The following is an 18,919-nucleotide window of genomic DNA, read 5'->3' on the forward strand; positions in this document are numbered from 1 at the left end:
GGAAGGTCAGGCTTCGTTGGGGTCGCTGTCGGGCGCAGGCGTCCTGCTGACGGAGGCTGGCACGTCCGGATTGCCCTCTGCACGTTCCCGGTGCAGCGCCGACTGGGCGAGCAGCATGAGCGTCACCGGTGTCGTCACCGTCACGAAGATGCCGATGAGGATCTCGTGGAAGACCGGTCTTCCGCTCGTGACGGTGAAGAAGATCATCGACGCGATCACCATGGCGCCGGTGCCCCAGCTGGTGCCGAGCGTGGGGGCGTGCAGCCGCTCGAAGAACGTCGGCAGGCGCGCCAGGCCGATCGTGCCGATCAGTGCCAGCGAGGCCCCGAGCAGCACGAAGGCGGAAACGACGATCTCGGCCCAGAACGGCAGGGTGGCGGCCTCGTTCATTCGATCACCTCGCCGCGCATGAGGAATTTGGCAAGCGCCACGGTCGCCACAAAGCCGAGCAAGCCGATGATCAGGGCAATCTCGAAATAGAGGGTTCGGCCGCTGCTGATGCCGAGGGTCAGCAGCATCAGCATCGAATTGACATAGAGCGTGTCGAGGCCGAGCACGCGGTCCTGCGCCCGCGGACCGTAGATCATGCGGAAGAGGGCGAGCGCCATTGCCGCCGTCAGCATGACTTGCGCCGTCGCCAGCGCGCCTTCGAGGATGGTGATGTTCATTCGAAGATCTCCATCAGTAGCCTTTCATAGCGGTTCTTGACGAGGTCGGTCCATTCCTGTTCCTCGATGAGGTCGAGGACGTGCATCAGGAGCGTGCCGTCCGACGAATTGTATTCGAGCCAGGCCGTGCCGGGCGTGCTGGTCAGAATGACTGCGAGGAGGGCGAGCGCAGTCGTGTCCTTCAGTTCAATGTGGATGGTCATGAAGCCGGATCGGCGCGTACGCGTGCGTCCGGTCAGGATGATGCCGACGACGGCAATGTTCGACCGGACGATGTCGTAGAGGACGATGCCCAGAAGCTTCGGCAGCAGGTACCATTTGCGCAGGTGCGGCTTTGCCGGCCGCAGTGCCGCCATCGCCCAGGAGGCCACCGTGGCGATGATGGCGCCGAGAATGAAATGCCCGATCGAGAAGCTGTTCAGGGTCATCCACATCAACAGCAGCGACGCCGTCAAAAGCGGGTAGGGCAGGACGGTCATGGCTGCACCTCCGTGCCCGGAACGCCGGCGCGCCGCGCATTGAACACCGCCTCGATATACTGCTGGGGAGCGCTTAGCGCGCGCGTCGTGTCGTCCATGAAGCGCATGACCGGTCCCGCCTGCACGGTGAGATAGAGCGTGGCGGCGATGAGCAGGAAGACGGGCGCAACTTCGATGACGAGCACGCGCGGCTCGGTGCCTTCCATGGATGCCCAGAAGGTGCGGATGCCCGAGCGGGTCATCGCGATCAGCGCCGAAAGGCCCGATAGGATGACGAGGAAGACGACGAACCAGACGAAGCCAGGAACCGCGGCTGTGGTGTCGCCGCCGATCGGATTGAGCATTGCCGACAGCATCGCGAACTTGGCAACGAAGCCGGAGAGCGGCGGCAGCCCGGCCAGGAGGATGCCGCAGGCGGCAAAGCAGATGCCGAGTACGGCCATCGTGCCGGGCATCGCGAAGCCGAGATCGCCTTCCTGTTCCTCTTCGTCGGGATCGGCGTCGCCATAGGCTTCCATGGTGACGGCGAGAACGCTGGCGCCCGCGTCCTGCCCGCGCTCGACGAGTTCGATCAGCATGAAGAAGGCGCTGATCGTCAGCGTGGAGCTTGCGAGGTAGAACAGGGCGCCGGTGGTGATGCCGACATTGCCCATACCGATCGCCGTCAGCAGCGTTCCCGAGGAAACGAGCACCGAGAAGCCGGCAAGCCTGCCGAGCGCCTGCGAGGCCAGAACCCCGATGGCGCCGAAGGCGATCGTGGCCAGCCCGCCGATCAGCAGCACATGCAGGCCGAAGCCCGAAGAGGGCGACGAGTCGTGGCCGAACACAAGCAGCGAAAGCCGCAGCACGACATAGATGCCGACCTTGCTCATGATGGCGAAGATGCCTGCAACCGGCGCGGAAGCGGCGGTGTAGGCCGGCGGCAGCCAGAAGTTCAGCGGCCACATGCCTGCCTTGATCAGGAAGGCGACACCCAGGATGCCCGCGCCCGCTTCGAGAAGCATGCGCTGCTCCGGTCCGACCGTCGAGACGCGGACGGCGAGATCCGCCATGTTCAGCGTGCCGGTGACCCCGTAGATCAGGCTGACGCCGATGAGGAACAGCAGAGCCGCCGCCAGGTTCACCGCGATGTAGTGCAGGCCGGCCTTCACGCGCAGCAGGCCGGAACCGTGCAGCAGCAGGCCGTAGGATGCGGCCAGCATCACCTCGAAGAAGACGAACAGGTTGAACAGGTCGCCCGTCAGGAAGGCGCCGTTCAGGCCCATCAGCAGGAACTGGTACAGGCTGTGGAAATGCGCGCCTGCCGTATGCCAGCGGGCCAGCGCGAAGATGAGCGCGGCGATCGCAAGCGTCGACGAGAGCATGAGCATCAGGGCAGACAGCCGGTCGACGACGAGCACGATGCCGAAGGGCGCCGCCCAGTTGCCGAGCAGGTAGACGCCCTGCTGCGCGGCGTCGGGGCCGTCGATACTGGCGGCGAAGCGGAAGAGCCCGAGCGCCACGACGAAAAGCAGCAGCGTGGAGCCGAGCCCGACCAGGGCCTTTGCCGTGCGCTGCCGTTCGTCGATGAGCAGAAGCAGGGCCCCCGTCACCAGAGGTATCAGGATCGGAGCAATGATGAGATGCTGGGAGAGGTTCATCAGGGTTGCTCCCGGCCGTCGACGTGGTCGGTGCCGGTCAGGCCGCGCGCGGCAAGCAGCACGACGAGAAACAGCGCCGTGGTGGCAAAGCCGATCACGATCGCCGTGAGCACCAGCGCCTGCGGCACCGGATCCGTATAGGCGGAGATGTCCACGCCCTCCTGCAGGATGGCAGGCGCGTTCACCTTCAACCCGCCGACCCCGAAGATGAACAGGTTGACCGCATAAGACAGCAGTGAAAGACCGATGATGACCTGATAGGTGCGTGGTCTCAGGATGAGCCAGACGCCGGAGCCGGTCATGACCCCGATACCGAGCGACAGGATGAATTCCATTACGCGTCCTCCGTCTTCGGCGCGGTCTTGACCCGGTAGGTACGGATCGACTGGTGGGCGATGGCAATCAGGATCAGCACGGTTGCGCCGACGACAAGACTGAACACGCCGAGATCGAAGAGCAGGGCGGAGGCTGTCGGAACCTTTCCGATCAGCGGAAGGGTGAGATACTGCGAATGCGAAGTCAGGAACGGATAGCCGAAGAACCAGGACCCGGCACCGGTCGCAGCCGCGATCAAAAGGCCGAAGGCGATCCAGCGCAAGGGCAGGATCCTCAGCCGGTCCTCTGCCCAGCGCGTGCCGCCCGCGAGATATTGCAGCAGGAAGGCGATCGCCATGGTGATGCCGGCTGCGAAACCGCCGCCCGGCAGGTCATGGCCGCGCATGAAGAGGTAGATCGCAAACGTGATGACAACCGGGAACAGCCACTGCATGACGACCGAAGGTACGAACAGGTAGTCCCTGACCGTGTCGCCCTTGTTCCGCTCCGGCTGGGCGTCGTCATAGGCATTCTGGATGCGCTGCTGCTCAGGCAGTCCGATGCTCTCCGTCGCCGGGCGGAAGCGGCGAAGCAACGCAAAGACCGTCAGCCCGACGATGCCGAGGACCGCGATCTCGCCCATCGTGTCGAAGCCGCGGAAATCGACGAGGATGACGTTGACGACGTTCCGACCGCCGCCCTCGCTATAGGCCCGCTCAAGGAAGAAGTTCGCGATCGTGTCCGGCACCGGCAGCGTCATCACCGCATAGGCGAGGATCGACATGCCGACCCCGCAGGCGACCGCAATGGCGAAATCGCGCAGGCGTCGCAGGCGTGCGGAGAACGTCGCGCTCTCGTCGATCTTGCCGAGGCGCTTCGGCAGCCAGCGCAGGCCGAGCAGAAGCAGCACGGTGGTCACGATCTCCACCAGCAACTGGGTGATGGCGAGATCCGGTGCCGACAGCCATGCGAATGTGACGCAGGTGACAATGCCCGAGCCGCCGATCAGAAGCAGCGCCGCGAAGCGGTGATACTTGGCGAGGAAGGCGGCGGCGAGGGCCGAGAGCATGCCGATGATCCAGAGCATCACGAAGGCCGGATCCACGCCCCGTACCGGCGGCAGTTTGGCGTCGAAGCCGGAGAAGTGAAGCGGCAGGAAGGCCGCGAGGAAGGCGACCACCGCCACGATCCGCAATTGCGGCTGCAGGCGCCGGGTGCCGATATTGGCTTCGAGCCAGCGGGCCCATTTCCAGGAGAGGGTGACGAGGATGCGCTCGAAGATGCGCTGCCCGCGCAGGTGGCGGAAGATCGGCGGCCCGTCCTCGCACCGCGCCAGGTAGTTATGCAGCGCGAAATAGAGCGCCGCGCCGCCGAGCATCGCTACGATGCTCATGACCAGCGGCAGATTGAAGCCGTGCCAGACCGCAAGGCTGTAATAGGGGGTTTCTGGGCCGAGCACCGACAGAACCGCCGTATGCAGGAACGGCCCGATCGAAAGGCTCGGCACGATACCCACGATGAGGCAGGCGAAGACCAGCGATTCCACCGGAAAACGCATCCAGCGCGGCGGCTCGTGCGGGTGCGGTTTGGGAATGTCCGTCGGCGGCGGCCCGAAGAAGACCGTATGGATGAAGCGGATGGAGTAGGCGACGCTGAAGGCGCCGGCGAGCGTCGCGATGTAGGGCAGGGCCCGGTCGAGGATCGAATCCGCATGGGTCTCGACCGCTTCTGCGAAGAACATCTCCTTCGACAGGAAGCCGTTCAGCAACGGCACCCCGGCCATCGCCGCGCAGGCGACCATCGCCAGCGACGCGGTATAGGGCAGGTAGCGGAACAGGCCGCTGAGCTTCTGCATGTCGCGGGTGCCGGTCTCGTGGTCGATGATGCCGGCCGCCATGAACAACGACGCCTTGAAGGTGGCGTGGTTGACCATGTGGAAGACTGCGGCGACGGCAGCCAGCGGGCTTCCCAGGCTGAGCAGCGTGGTGATCAGGCCGAGATGGCTGATGGTCGAATAGGCGAGCAGGCCCTTCAGGTCGCGCTGGAAGATGGCGAAGTAGGCGCCCAGCAGCAGCGTGCTGATGCCCGCAAGCCCCACCAGCCAGAACCACTCGAACGTGCCGGAAAGGGCCGGCCACAGGCGGACGAGCAGGAACACGCCCGCCTTCACCATCGTTGCCGAATGCAGGTAGGCCGATACCGGCGTCGGCGCAGCCATGGCGTTCGGCAGCCAGAAGTGGAAGGGAAATTGCGCGCTCTTCGTAAGCGCGCCGATCAGGATCAGGACCAGCGCCGGCAGATAGAGCGGGTGCTCGCGAATGATGTCGCCGGAGGCCAGCACCCGGTCCAGGTCGTAGCTGCCGACGATATGGCCGATCAGCAGGAAGCCGACGAGAAGGCAGAAGCCGCCGATGCCGGTGATCGTCAACGCCATGCGCGCGCCGTCGCGTGCATTGGCATTGTGATACCAGTAGCCGATCAGCAGGAACGAGAAGATGCTCGTCAGTTCCCAGAAGATCGACAGGAGGATGATGTTGCCCGAAAGCACGACGCCCAGCATCGCGCCCATGAAGGCAAGCAGGAATGAGAAGAAGCGCGGGATCGGGTCTTCCGCCGACATGTAGTAGCGGGCGTACAATACGACGAGGAAGCCGATCGCGGTCACGAGCATGGTGAACAGCCATGCGAAACCATCCAGCCGCAGCGTGAAGTTGAGCCCGAGCTCAGGCAGCCACGCAATCTCGTAGCGGACGACTTTTCCGTTGGTGACCGACGGGTAGTAGGAGGCTGTAAGGATTGTCGCCAGAAGGGCAACGCTACCGGCAAGCCAGGAGGGAAGCGTTCTTGCGGCGGTGCGAAGCAGCGAAGCGATCGCAAGGCTGCCGACAAAGGGGAGAACTAAAAGAAGCAGCAGTAAATATTCAGGCATCAGCAAACATATCGTCTCGAATCGGAACCTCTTTGTCACATTGGGGTATGTGTAGCGCAGGTCGCGCTCATGTGCGCTTGGCGCGCTGTAAAATTATCTTTACCGATCAATACGCTCGTTGCAATCCGCCGAATGGGAGAAATCGACCCGTTTGGGGAGATACCGGCCCCTTTTCCTTATCCGATGCAAAACATGCGCGTCTTGATTGCGGGCGTTGCAATTTGCCGTCTGATGGATCTGGCGGCGATTTGCCGCCGCCGGTCCAGGTGTCGGTTGCGACCTTCAGCGGGGGAGCTTCATGTGCCGGTTGACATCCTTGTAGAGAAGGTAGCGGAACCGGCCGGGGCCGCCGGCATAGCAGGCCTGCGGGCAGAAGGCGCGCAGCCACATGAAGTCGCCGGCCTCGACCTCGACCCAGTCCTGGTTCAGCCGGTAGACGGCCTTGCCTTCCAGAACGTACAGGCCGTGCTCCATCACATGCGTCTCTGCGAAGGGAATGACCGCGCCGGGCTCGAAGGTGACGATGGTCACGTGCATGTCGTGGCGCAGGTCGGCCGGATCGACGAAACGCGTCGTCGCCCACTTGCCCTCGGTGTGGGCCATCGGCGCGGGCGCGATATCCTTCTCGTTGGCAAAGATCGCTTCCGGCACGTCGAGACCGTCCACCTGCTCGTATGCCTTGCGGATCCAGTGGAACCGCGCCGCTTCGGAACCATTGTTGCGCAGGCGCCATCCGCTCGACGGCGGCAGGAACGCGTAGCCACCCGGTGTCAGCCTGTGGGTGTTGCCGTCGAGTTCGACGGTGATCTCGCCCTCGACCACGAACAGCACGCCCTCCGCCGCCGGATCGAGTTCTGGTCGTTCGCTTCCCCCGCCCGGACCGACCTCCATGATGTATTGAGAAAAGGTTTCGGCAAAGCCGGAAAGCGGGCGTGCCAGAATCCACACACGGGTATCGTCCCAGAACGGCAGGAAGCTCGTGACGATGTCCATCATCACGCCCTTCGGAATGACCGCATAGGCTTCGGTAAAGACGGCGCGCCCCGTCAGAAGCTGCGTCTGCAGGGGGGCGCCGCCCTTCGGTGCGTAATAGCTTTGTTCGGTCATTCGGGCCTCCATGCGGACTTGGTGATTTCGACGTTTCGTGATTTGCTGACCGATAGCGCATACGCGCCTAAAATGCAGCGGCTTGTTGAAGCTTTCCGTTGTGCCGGCTCCGGTTCGGGCCTGCGCGGTGGAGCGGTCGCACCCGAGGAGCCTGACAATGCCTTGCAGCCGCGAGGATATCCGCGACTTCCTGCGAAACGCGCCCGATTGCATCCTTGTCGAGGTCGCGACTGCGGACGGCTCGACGCCGCGGGAGGCCGGTGCCTGGATGCTGGTGTCGCGCGACGGCCTGTTCTCGACCATCGGCGGCGGCCAGCTGGAATATCTGGCGATCGACCATGCCAGGCGCGCCCTGCGGAATGGAGCGCCGGCCGAGACACTGACGGTCCCGCTCGGGCCGGAAATCGGCCAGTGCTGCGGCGGCCGCGTTTCGCTGGCCTTTACCGGCGTGACCGCCGACCTCTCCCGGCGGCTGGTGTCGCGGGCGGCGGCGGAGCTCGAGGCAAGGCCAGCCGTCCATGTGTTCGGCGCCGGCCATGTGGGCAACGCGCTCGCCCTTGCCCTTTCGCTGGCGCCGGTGCGCACCATCCTCGTCGACAGCCGTTCCGACGAACTTGCGGCGGCGCGCGCCCGGGGCATCGAGACCGCACTGACCGCGATGCCGGAAAGGCTGGTTCGCGATGCCGGCGCCGGTTCGGCCTTCGTCGTCCTGACGCACGATCACGCACTCGATTTTCTTGTCGCTGCCGAAGCGCTCAAGCGCGCGGATGCCGCCTATGTAGGCATGATCGGCTCGAAGACGAAGCGCGCGACGTTCAGGAACTGGCTGGCGCGCGAAGGGGGAGATGCGTCCCAGCTTCGCCGTCTGGTCTGTCCGATCGGCGGGACCGCGCTGAAGGACAAACGCCCTGCGGTGATCGCCACCCTGGCGGCTGCGGAAATTCTCACAGCGGTACTTGCCCATCGCGCGGCCGTCACCTCCAAGGTCGCTTCCGGCGCGACCTGACCGGGCGCGTTTCCACCCTTCCTTTGGATACGGTCTGCTGCGGGCCGAGCTGCCGGTTCTGCGGGTTTATCTGCCTGTCCATGTGAACTATAGACGGAGACAGGAACAGCGTACTGATTCGGGGAGCGTTGCGTTTGCCAACGGCCTGCGTCGCAAGACAATCCATATCGGCTCATTGCCTTGTCGGGCTCGCGATGATGGTCGTGCTCGCCGGTTGCGCTGCGCGTGACGGCGTACGCATTCCGGCCGGAAACCGGGTCGTCGCCGAGACCGATGCCTTGATCCTGCCTGCCGCGGGCGGTCCTGCCGTCGTCGATGTGGTCGAGCGCAACTATACGAATGCTGTTGAACAGAGGGTGTCGCTGTTCACGTCTTCCGCCGTTCCCGGGCAGAACTACCTCAACATCCAGATGTACGGCCCGATGCAGCCCGAGCTCGACGGGGAGACGAGGCTGGGATTCCGCCCGGTGCATGTGGCTCAACTCTCCCGCGAGATGCGCCAGCAGGTTCCCGGCGTGCCGATGAGGACGTCCGGCCTCTATCTGCAGAACAACTACGGCCCGTTCGGATATGCCTTCGGGCGGAGCGCCAGCGGCGGTGCGTGCCTCTACGGCTGGCAACAGATTCGCGCCCGCGACAACGAACGAACGATGTTCCAGAACCGCGGCAACATCCAGATCCGAGCCCGCATCTGCGACAGCGAGGCGGACGAGAGGCAGCTTCTCGCGCTCATGTACGGCTACACCATCAGCGGCACCTTCGTGCCCGGCGGCTGGAACCCCTACGGTGCGCCGCGCCCCGTCGATCCGACCCTTGGCGAGGACTCGAGCCCCATCCTGCCGGGGGAAGAGGAATTGTCGACCCGCCCGGTGCCGGCCGCAGCCCCGCGGGTTCGGCGCGTGGCAGTGGAGAATGCGGCGCCGGCCGCGACGGCGACGGACGTTTCAGGGGCGCACCGACAGCCTGCGGTGCTTGTTCCTTCTCCCGTGGCCGTGGAGGGGGCGGCCACCCAGAAGGGCACACCCGTCGTGCCGGCACCCGGTTGTGTCGAAGGCGGCTCCGCCTGCAATTGAGCCCGGCGCGCAATATCCACGCGGGCTAATTTCTCGTTAACGCGACGCGGCTAGTTTTACCATGCCGCCCGCATACGAAGGAATGGGAATGAACAGGTTTGGTACGGTCGCAATCTGGGCCATCGTCGCATTCTGCGTCATCAGCCTGATCACGCTCCCCATCAACATGCAGACGCAGCTCATCGCCAGCATCACGATCGTGGCGTTGATGGCGGTGATCAAGATCATGAAGGGGGAAGGCATCTGGCGGCTGATCGCGCTTGCCTTCGGCACGGCGATCGTCCTTCGCTATGTCTACTGGCGCACGACGAGCACCCTGCCGCCGGTCAACCAGATCGAGAACTTCATTCCGGGCATCCTGCTGTACCTGGCCGAGATGTACAGCGTCGGCATGCTGGCGCTCAGCCTGTTCGTCGTTTCCATGCCGCTACCGCAGCGCACCGAGCGAAAAGGCGACCTGAAATATTTTCCGAAGGTCGACGTCTTCGTGCCGACCTACAACGAGGATGAGGCGCTGCTGGCGAACACGTTGGCGGCCGCCAAGGCGCTCGACTACCCGCCGGATCGCCTGCAGGTCTGGCTGCTCGACGACGGCGGCACCGAGCAGAAGCGCAATTCGGTCAATGTTCTGGAGGCCCAGGCGGCGATCGCCCGGCACAATTCGCTGCGCCAGCTCTGCGAGGATCTCGGCGTGCGCTATCTGACACGCGCGAAGAACCTGCATGCCAAGGCGGGCAACCTGAACAACGGCCTCGATCATTCCGACGGCGAACTGGTCGCCGTGTTCGACGCCGACCATGCGCCGGCGCGCGACTTCCTTCTCGAGACGGTCGGCTATTTCGAGGACGATCCCAAGCTCTTCCTGGTCCAGACGCCGCACTTCTTCCTCAATCCGGACCCGCTGGAACGCAATCTTCAGACGTTCGAAAAGATGCCGAGCGAGAACGAGATGTTCTACGGCATCATCCAGCGCGGGCTGGACAAGTGGAACGCCGCCTTCTTCTGCGGTTCCGCTGCCGTCCTCAGCCGCAAGGCGCTGAAGGAAACGGACGGGTTCAGCGGCGTCTCCATCACCGAGGACTGCGAAACCGCGATCGCGCTGCACTCGCTCGGCTGGAACAGCGTTTATGTCGACAAGCCGCTGATTGCCGGCCTGCAGCCGGCGACGTTTGCGAGCTTCATCGGCCAGCGCAGCCGGTGGGCGCAGGGGATGATCCAGATCCTGCGGTTCCGTTTCCCGCTGCTGAAGCGAGGGCTGAGCTTCCCGCAGCGCCTGTGCTACATGTCATCGACGATGTTCTGGTTCTTCCCGTTCCCGCGGACGATGTTCCTGATCGCGCCGCTGTTCTATCTCTTTTTCGACCTGCAGATCTTCACCGCATCCGGCGGCGAGTTCCTCGGCTACACGCTCGCCTACATGCTCGTGAACATGATGATGCAGAATTACCTGTACGGTTCGTTCCGCTGGCCGTGGATTTCCGAACTCTACGAATATGTACAGAGCGTGCACCTGCTGCCGGCTGTCGTCTCCGCGATCATCAATCCGCGCAAGCCGACCTTCAAGGTAACGGCAAAGGACGAGTCGGTGCTCGTCAGCCGGCTGTCGGAGATCAGCCGGCCCTTCTTCGTCATCTTCGCCGTGCTTTTCGTGGCACTTCTCGTCAGCATCTACCGCTTCTACGCCGAACCCTACAAGGCGGACGTGACGGCAGTGGTCGGCGGCTGGAACCTTCTGAACCTCATCATCGCCGGCTGCGCGCTCGGCGTCGTCTCCGAGCGCGGCGAGCGCTCGGCGAGCCGCCGGGTCCGGCTGAGCCGCCGCTGCGAATTCGTCCTCGACGGTCGCAGCTACCCCGCGACGATCGAGAACGTTTCGGCAAACGGCGCGCGTGTGCAGGTGTTCGGGCTCGACCGGCAGATCATCGGCGAGGACATGGACGCGGCGATCCGCTTCAAGCCCTATAGCGGCGAGGAGCCGGAGGAACTGCCGGTGCTGGTGCGCAACTTCGAAGGGCAGGGGGAACTGACCGCCGTCGGATGCCGTTTCACCCCGTGCGTGGCGCGCCATCACAGCCTCGTCGCCGACCTGATCTTCGCCAATTCGAACCAGTGGAGCGACTTCCAGATGGCTCGCCGCGGCAATCCCGGCATCTTCTTCGGAACGCTCTGGTTCCTGCGGCTTGCGCTGTTCCAGACGAGCCGCGGTCTCGTCTATCTCGTGCGCAGCATGAAGCCCAAGGCGGGCGCCGCCAAGAGGGCCGCATCATGAGATCGCTGCTTGCCGCAACGCTGATCGCGTCCTGCGCTTTCGCGGGCACGCTCCATGCCCAGGTCACGCCCTTCGACATGAGCGGCGAACGGCCGGGCGAGCCGGAGAAACGCCCCCCGCCGGCCACAAGCCCGCCGCCCGTGCAGCCGCAGCCGGCGACCCCTCCCGTGCCGCAGACGCCGCAGGCCGCGCAGCCCTCGCTCACGCCTCCGCAACCGGCGGCACCCGTACCCGCCACCGTCCCGGCCACGCCGGCGCAACAGGCACCGGAGTCGACACCGGCAGGACAGCCTCCGGCAAGTCCGGCGACTGCCGGCAAGCGCCACTTCGTCGTGCCTTCCGATCGTCTCAATCTCGCCGGCGAATTCGCCAGCCGGGAATGGACGATCTACCTGACGCCCGAGCAGGCCGAGGCCGCCGTACGGCTGAATTTCGGCTACCGCAACAGCATTTATGTCGCCCCCGAAGCCTCGACGCTTTCGGTGGAGGTCAACGACACCCCAATCGGCGAGACAACGATCCGGTCGGCTGCCGGCGTGACCGAGAACAGCATCGAGCTTCCCTACGGCCTGATGCGTCCAGGCTCCAACAAGATCAGCTTCAGCGCTTCCCAGCGCCACCGCACCGATTGTACGGTCCAGTCCACCTACGAGCTGTGGACCGACATCGTTCCCGAGCAGACCTATCTCGAATTCGATACGGCCAAGATGACGATGCCGCCGACGCTCGACGACATACGCGCCGTCGGCGTCAACGGGCAGGGGCAGACGCGTTTCAACATTGTCGTGCCCAAGCTGGATCAGTCCGCCTCGACCACGCCTCTGCTGCGCCTGTCGCAGGCGCTCGGCATGCTGGCTGCCATGCCGAACCAGGTCTTCGAATTCTCGACGACCCTGCCGACGCAGGTGTCGCCGGGCGAGCTGACGGTGGTTGTCGGCACTGCCGCCGAGCTGGAGGGCGTCCTTCCGAGGCTGCCGGACGGCGCCCTTTCAGGCGGCATCGCAGCCTTTGTCGAAAACCCGGCGACGGCAACGCAGCTCCTGGTACTGACCGGTCCGAGCTGGCCCGCGGTCGAGAGCATCGTCGAAAACATTCTCGCTCCCGTCGACCGCCCCGAAAGCGTCTCGCGTTCCGTGCTGATGACGCAGCGCTGGACGGGGATGAACACGCCGCTGCTGACCGGCAGCACCCGCATGCCGTTTTCGGCGCTCGGGCTGAAGTCGACGGAGTTCAACGGCCGGCGCTTCCGCACGGGTTTCAACGTCGGCATCCCCTCGGACTTCTTCGGCAATGCGTATGGCGAGGCGCGCATATTGCTGGATGCCGCCTACTCGAGCGACGTCCTGCCTGGCAGCCACATCGATATCTACGTCAACGGCAGCATCGCCTCGACGGTGCCGATCACCAATTCCGGCGGCAGCGTGCTGCGACAGCTGCCGATCCGCTTCACCATGCGCCATTTCCGCCCCGGGGCGAACCTGATCGAGCTTGAGGCCGTGCTGTTGACGCGCGCCGACCAGGTCTGCTCGCCCGGCTCGACGGCCAGCAAGGAGCCGCGCTTCGCGCTGTTTGATACCTCCGAATTCCGCCTTGGCGATTTTGCGCGCATCGCGCAGGTTCCAAACCTCGCCGCCGTTTCCGGCACCGGCTTTCCCTATGGCCGCGGCGAAAACGTCGACCTCTTCATCGATCGCATCGACAATCAGACGCTGTCTGCGACAGCCACGCTCCTGAGCCAGCTGGCCGTCGTGGCGGGGCGCCCGTTGCGGACGATACCCAAGGCGTCGGCGATCGCAACGGGCGAGGGCGACGCCATTTTCGTCGGCCAGATCTCGCAGATCCCGCCGCTTGCGCTCGCCCAGACCCATCTGTCCGAAGAGGCACCGAAGACCTGGGGCACCTCGGCCCAGAGTGCCCCCGGCAATCTCAATCAGGACATGCTGGATGAGTGGCGGCAGAAGACCAGCGCCATCTCACCCTTCGCCACCATCAGTGACTGGCTGGGCCGGAACTTCGACATCTCCCTGGGGTCGCTGCGGTTCGCTCCGGGCGACGAGCCGATGTTCCTGCCGCCGGAGACCGCGAATGTCGTTCTGAGCCAGGGCGTGGCCCCGTCTGGAAACGGCACGTGGCTCGTGCTGACGGCGCCGACCGGGGAGAAGCTGCAGCGCGGGGCGAACAGCCTGACGCAGCACAAGATATGGGAGCAACTCGACGGTTCGCTGACGCAATATGGCGTCGGCGATCCGCCGTTGGAGACGCGTGCGGCCACGCAGGTATCCTTTCTGCCGACGCAGCCGTTCTCCATCTGGAACTTCCGGCTGATCGCGGCGAACTGGCTTTCGACGAACATTCTGTCGTTTGCGGTTCTCCTGGTCTGCTTCTCCGTGCTGCTGGGTCTCGCCACGTCGGCGCTTCTCAGCCGTTTCGGCAAGAATAGGTGATCGATGAGGCAGAACTGGCCGAATCATTTACCCTGCGTTTACCATGATCTGGCTTTCTCGACCCTGGGCTGCTTTTGGGTGGAATCACCCGACGGCCGTCCCGCAGCAGGATTGCATCGGCGGTGCATGACGCCGGCTTGTTACCGGTAGCTTGCACGCCCCTGGGTTCTTTTCGGCCCGCGTGCAGTTCTTGCGGCGTATCGCCTCGAACGGAATGACGTGCGTGATGTGTCATGCATGCCTGTGATGGAGACTGGCATCGCGATGAGATCTGCAATCCTGGCTCTTGCATGCGTCGGAGCGGCGGCCGGCAGCGTCATCGGCGTGCTTAGGCCCGACGTCGACCTGTTCGGCGACACGATAGACATGCTCAACCAGACGTCCTCGGTGGAACAGGGAGTTCCCGGGATCGCAGCCGACCCGCGGACGAGCAGGGTGGTGGAGGCCCCCGTCGAGCTGGCGCAGGCGCCTGTGGCGACGCCTCCGGCGGGAACGCCGGCGGCGCCCGTCGAGGGACAGAGCCCGGCAGCCGGCGGCGAAGCCGTTGTCGTCGATGAAAGTGCCCTTCGCTACTTTGCGAGCAAGGGCGACAAGGCGCGGCTGGAGGCCGAAATCGCCCGCCTGCGGGCGCTCTATCCGAGCTGGACGCCGCCGCGCGATCCGCTTGCGGTGCCGCAGAACGCCGACCAGGCGCTGGAGCGCATGTGGCAGCTGTATTCGGAATCGCGCTATGCCGAGGTGCGCGCCGCGATCGCCGACCGCCAGGCGCGCGAGCCCGGTTGGACGCCTCCGGCCGATCTGCTCGAGCGGCTGGCGCTCGCCGAACGGCGCAGCGAGCTGGTCGCTGCCTCCGATGCGAAGAAGTTTGCCGACGTGGTGAGCCTTGCTGCGGACGCGCCGAGCCTGCTGACCTGCAGCGACGTCGATATCCTCTGGCGCGTGGCCGAAGCGTTCGCCGGCACCGATCGCAGGATCCGCGCCCGCGACGCCTATTCCTATATCCTGAAGAACTGCACGAACCAGCCGGAGCGGATCGCCACGATCCAGAAGGCCGCGGCGCTGCTCGACTATGCCGACATGCAGGAACTGCTCGGAAACGAGAAGACGCTGGCCGACGGCACCCGCGAGTTCGAGAGTATTCGCGATGATCTCGCCCGCCGCTTCGTGGCGGAAGGCGACGACGACGATAAGCTGGTGGTGGGGCTGCCCTATATCCAGCGGGTCGAGCGTCTCGTCGAGCGCGAGGGGCTTGCATCGGACGCGCTGCTGCTCGGCTGGTATGCGCTGCGCCGCGACGACATGCCGACCGCCGAACGCTGGTTCCGCAAGGCACGCGACATCGAGGACACCGCATCGGCCTCGCAAGGGCTCGCGCTTGCGCTGATCGACCGCAAGGCGCCTCTCGAGGCGGAAGCGGTGATGTACCGCTGGTACGACACCTCCGACGAGACCAAGGCCACCTATCTTGCCGCCGTGGCCAATACGCTGGCGGTCGAACCGGTCGTCGTCATCGCCTCCGATATCCTGCAGCGGATGGCAACGGTGACCTTGAAGGAGCGCGATCCGGCAAGTGGCCAGCAGTTCGGCTGGTACGCGCTGGCTTTCGAGCAGCCGAAGACCGCGGAGCAATGGTTTCTTTCCGTGCTGAACTGGAAGCCCGACGACGAGCCGTCCGCCTACGGCCTTGCAGTCTCCCGGCTGCGAATGAAGGACATGACGGGGCTTCAGGCCGTGCAGGCCCTGTGGAAGGGGCGTTCCGAGCGCATCGCGCGCGTCGGCGAGCCGGAGAAGAGGCCGACGGTGCCCGGTCTGGTCGAGCGGACGGTTTCGCCGGTCGTAGGAGCCGGGGCGGTCTCGGCGACCGCTGCCGACGAACCGCGCGTGGTCGCCTACGAGCGGCCGGTGGCGCGAAGCGAGAAGAGCGCGCGCCGTACGGTCGCCGGCTGCAAGTCCACCGTCGATCCGCAGACCCTGGCACCGGCTGCGGCATTGTCGCGCGGATGGTGCCTGATGGAGCTGAACCGGCCGCTGGAGGCGGCGGCGTCGTTCGGCGTCGGCCTGCGCGCCACCGCCGAGCACGTGCGGCGCGATGCGGCCTACGGACAGAGCCTCGCCTATATCCGCGCCGGCCTGCTGAAGGAGGCTGCCGTCGCTGCGACGAAGGCAAGGCAGCCGCGCGAACGGGCGGTGGAGCTCCAGTCGGCGATCCTTTCGGATCGAGCCGTGGCGGCGTTCGATTCCGGCAGATACCGCGAAACGCTGCTGTTCCTCGACCAGCTCGCGCAGCTCCGCACGGAGCGTCAGGACCTGATGGTGCTGCGTGGCTATGCCTACAAGAGCCTGAACCGCACGGCCGACGCGCGGGCGATCTTCGAAGCCCTCGCAGCCACCGGCCAGCGGGACGCGGTTCGCGCGCTGGGCGACATGCGTGACCAGGGATCGCGGCCGCACTGACAAGGCCATGGAGGCACGATCATGCTGTTCCGTCCGAAGTGACGGGACGGCGCTGGCCGGCCGAGGGATGGTTGCCGCCGGCACGCATTTTCGTGGATGAATGCCGAAATGTGGCCGGCCGGCTGCAGCAGGACCATAGGAATGCCGGATTTCGGCTATGATGGTCGCGCGGGTCGGAGCCCATTCCGCAAGCCGGGACAAGGCTTCGCGCATGTGCCGAGATGAAAAGGCGGGACGATGGCCGGATCGACGATCCGGCTCGCCGTTCCGGGTGGCCGGGCAAGGAACTGGGCACGACGCGTAGTCCGGGGTTGAGGCGAGCGACGCCAGCCTTTAGGAGAAGCGTCAGGGCTGAACTTGCCGAAGACGGGTGAAACTGTGATCGATCCCTATGACATTATCGGTGTCGCGCGCGATGCCAACACGGCCTCCATCAAGGCCGCCTATCGCCGCCGCGCCAAGACGGCCCATCCCGATTCCGGGGGCGACGTCGATACGTTCGCACGGCTGAAGGCGGCCTACGAGCTTCTGCTCGATCCCGTCCGCCGCAAGGTCTATGACGACACGGGCTACGACCCGGAGCTGGCCGACACCAAGGACCTCAAGGGCCTGATGGTGCTCGAAAAGCTGATCAACGAGGTGATCCTCGACGAGCGCGAGCCGGGAAGTTTCGACCCGATCGCCGCCATCCGCCGCAAGCTCACCAACGAGATCGTCAACGCCCGTTTCCACATCATGGAAATGGAGCGTCACCGCGCGCGTATCCGCAACCATATGGATCGCGTCGGCAAGCGGCCCTCGACGGACGTGTTCGGCAGCATGCTGCGCGCCCGCAGCGAGGCGATTGCCGAGGCGATCGAGAAGGCGGAGGCGCAGATCAAGGATATCGAACAGGCCTACGGCATGCTCGACGGCTATTCCTACGATGTCGAAGTTGAGATCGAGACGCGCAACGCGGCCGAGTAGCCGCGCGTTCTCGTCTTCCAGAACACGCTCTACAGCATGTCTCCGTCGGTGGAGCACTCGTAGAGCGTCTCGCCGGTCTCGGCATCAACGCCCACGAGGCTGACGTCGTAGCCCCAGAGATGACGGATATGGCGCAAGGTGGCGTCGCGGCTGGTCTCTTCCAGCTGCACGCCGTCCTTGACGTTGTGCCGCAGCCGCAATTGCCGGTCGCCCAGCAGATTCACGTCCACCACCTGGATGTCCTGCTGGTTCGCACCGATGTCGTAGCTGCGGGCCAGCGCGGCGCGGATCGTCTGGTAGCCGCGCTCGTTGTGGATGGAGGCGACCTCGAGGAAGTTGTCGCCGGCATTGTCCGTCAGCAGGAACAGCCGGAATTTGCGGATCAGCGCCGGGCTCAGAAATTGCAGGATGAACGATTCGTCGCGGTGGTTCGCCCAGGCGTCGAGCAGCGTGTCGCGCCAGTTGCCGTTCCCGGCGATGTCGGGAAACCAGTCGCGATCTTCCGCCGTGGGCGCCGTGCAGATCCGTTCGATGTCCTGCATCATCGCGAAACCGAGCGCATAGGGGTTCATGCCGTAGTAGCGCGGGTCGTCGAATCCCGGCTGGAAGACCACGTTGGCATGGCTCTGCAGCACTTCCAGCATCGTGCCTTCGCTGACCTGGTCCTTCTCGAACATGCGGTTCATGATCGTGTAGTGGACGAAGGTGGCGCAGCCCTCGTTCATCACCTTCGTCTGCCGCTGGGGATAGAAGTACTGGGCGATGACGCGCACGATGCGCAGCAACTCGCGCTGCCACGGCTCGAGGATGAGGCTGGTCTTCTCGAGGAAGTAGAGCAGGTTTTCTTCCGGCAGGTTCAGCGCCTTCTTGCGCTCCGAGGCATCCCGCTCGGCTTCCTCCCGGTCTCTGGTGGACGGTGGGAGAGTTCGCCAGAGGTCGTTGAAGGTCTGCTCCTCGTATTCCAGCCGCTCGCGTGCCCGCTCGCGTTCCTTTTCCGACGACAGCCGCGGCGGGCGGCGATAGCGGAAGACGCCCTGGTCCATGATCGCATGCGCCGAATCCAGGATCGCCTCGACGGCAGAGGTGCCGTGCCGCTCCTCGCACTTGGCGATGTATTTCTTGGCGAATTCCATGTAGCTCAGGATCGCGCTGGCGTCGGTCCACTGCCGGAACAGATAGTTGTTCTTGAAAAAATGGTTGTGGCCGAAGGCGGCATGGGCGGTGACCAGCGCCTGCATCGCCATCGTGTTTTCCTCCATCAGGTAGACGATGCAGGGATTGGAGTTGATGACGAGCTCATAGGCGAGCCCGCGCCGGCCCTTGCGGTAGAGATGGTCCTCGAAGACGAAGCGCTTGCCGAACGACCAGTGCTGGTACATCAGCGGCATGCCGACGGACGAATAGGCGTCCAGCATCTGCTCGGACGAGATGATTTCCATCTGGTTCGGATAGATGTCGAGCTTCAGTTCGCCGAGCGCGATCTCCTCGATCGCGTCGTAGGTGCGCGACAGCGTCGCAAAGTTCCAGTCGGATCCGTCGAACAGCAGCTTTCCGGCGCTCTTCGTCATG

The 18,919-nt window shown here is 64.8% G+C and carries 14 protein-coding genes; 6 read left to right on the plus strand and 8 right to left on the minus strand.

Annotated features, from left to right (window positions below; genetic code table 11):
- Window positions 1-6: 6 nt before the first annotated feature.
- From mnhG to CRO48_RS00100, 7 genes are all read right to left on the minus strand, one after another.
- Window positions 7-390: a monovalent cation/H(+) antiporter subunit G gene (gene mnhG / locus CRO48_RS00070; protein ID WP_097135233.1), complete on the minus strand. Its 384-nt coding sequence runs from the start codon at window positions 388-390 to the stop codon at window positions 7-9.
- Window positions 387-668: a K+/H+ antiporter subunit F gene (locus CRO48_RS00075; RefSeq protein ID WP_097135236.1), complete on the minus strand. Its 282-nt coding sequence runs from the start codon at window positions 666-668 to the stop codon at window positions 387-389. Before CRO48_RS00075 ends, mnhG begins: the two co-directional genes overlap by 4 nt.
- Entirely contained in the window at window positions 665-1,147 is a 483-nt protein-coding gene (locus CRO48_RS00080) for a Na+/H+ antiporter subunit E (protein WP_097135238.1), read from the minus strand. The genes CRO48_RS00075 and CRO48_RS00080 overlap by 4 nt, the downstream gene beginning before the upstream one ends.
- Window positions 1,144-2,787, minus strand: a complete 1,644-nt coding sequence (locus CRO48_RS00085) for a monovalent cation/H+ antiporter subunit D (protein ID WP_097135240.1) — start codon at window positions 2,785-2,787, stop codon at window positions 1,144-1,146. Before CRO48_RS00085 ends, CRO48_RS00080 begins: the two co-directional genes overlap by 4 nt.
- On the minus strand, window positions 2,787-3,122 hold the full coding sequence (locus CRO48_RS00090) for a Na+/H+ antiporter subunit C (RefSeq protein ID WP_097135242.1): 336 nt from the start codon (window positions 3,120-3,122) through the stop codon (window positions 2,787-2,789). The genes CRO48_RS00085 and CRO48_RS00090 overlap by 1 nt, the downstream gene beginning before the upstream one ends.
- Window positions 3,122-6,031, minus strand: coding sequence for a monovalent cation/H+ antiporter subunit A (locus CRO48_RS00095; RefSeq protein WP_097136020.1), 2,910 nt, complete (start codon window positions 6,029-6,031; stop codon window positions 3,122-3,124). Before CRO48_RS00095 ends, CRO48_RS00090 begins: the two co-directional genes overlap by 1 nt.
- Window positions 6,032-6,313: 282 nt before the next feature.
- Window positions 6,314-7,138, minus strand: coding sequence for a bifunctional allantoicase/(S)-ureidoglycine aminohydrolase (locus CRO48_RS00100; protein WP_245423368.1), 825 nt, complete (start codon window positions 7,136-7,138; stop codon window positions 6,314-6,316).
- A 157-nt stretch (window positions 7,139-7,295) separates the two neighbouring features.
- Here CRO48_RS00100 and xdhC point away from each other — a divergent pair, with 157 nt between their 5' ends.
- From xdhC to CRO48_RS00130, 6 genes are all read left to right on the plus strand, one after another.
- Window positions 7,296-8,144, plus strand: a complete 849-nt coding sequence (xdhC, locus tag CRO48_RS00105; RefSeq protein ID WP_097135246.1) for a xanthine dehydrogenase accessory protein XdhC — start codon at window positions 7,296-7,298, stop codon at window positions 8,142-8,144.
- Window positions 8,145-8,338: 194 nt separating this feature from the next.
- Entirely contained in the window at window positions 8,339-9,217 is an 879-nt protein-coding gene (bcsN, locus tag CRO48_RS00110) for a cellulose biosynthesis protein BcsN (protein ID WP_097135248.1), read from the plus strand.
- Window positions 9,218-9,305: 88 nt separating this feature from the next.
- A complete protein-coding gene (gene bcsA / locus CRO48_RS00115; protein WP_097135250.1) occupies window positions 9,306-11,486 on the plus strand; it encodes a UDP-forming cellulose synthase catalytic subunit in 2,181 nt (726 codons plus the stop codon).
- Window positions 11,483-13,930, plus strand: a complete 2,448-nt coding sequence (locus CRO48_RS00120) for a cellulose biosynthesis cyclic di-GMP-binding regulatory protein BcsB (RefSeq protein ID WP_097135255.1) — start codon at window positions 11,483-11,485, stop codon at window positions 13,928-13,930. Before bcsA ends, CRO48_RS00120 begins: the two co-directional genes overlap by 4 nt.
- 264 nt (window positions 13,931-14,194) lie before the next feature.
- Window positions 14,195-16,384 carry a cellulose synthase gene (locus CRO48_RS00125; protein ID WP_097136021.1) on the plus strand — a complete coding sequence of 730 codons (2,190 nt, stop codon included), beginning with the start codon at window positions 14,195-14,197 and terminating at the stop codon, window positions 16,382-16,384.
- 378 nt (window positions 16,385-16,762) lie between these two features.
- Window positions 16,763-17,350 (plus strand): J domain-containing protein, encoded by a 588-nt coding sequence (locus CRO48_RS00130; protein ID WP_097136022.1) that lies wholly within the window; start codon window positions 16,763-16,765, stop codon window positions 17,348-17,350.
- A gap of 29 nt (window positions 17,351-17,379) precedes the next feature.
- Here CRO48_RS00130 and CRO48_RS00135 read toward each other — a convergent pair whose 3' ends face one another.
- Window positions 17,380-18,918 carry a SpoVR family protein gene (locus CRO48_RS00135; RefSeq protein ID WP_097135257.1) on the minus strand — a complete coding sequence of 513 codons (1,539 nt, stop codon included), beginning with the start codon at window positions 18,916-18,918 and terminating at the stop codon, window positions 17,380-17,382.
- Window position 18,919 lies beyond the last annotated feature (1 nt).

The organism is Rhizobium subbaraonis (genome assembly GCF_900220975.1).
Taxonomy (GTDB): Bacteria; Pseudomonadota; Alphaproteobacteria; order Rhizobiales; family Rhizobiaceae; genus Mycoplana; species Mycoplana subbaraonis.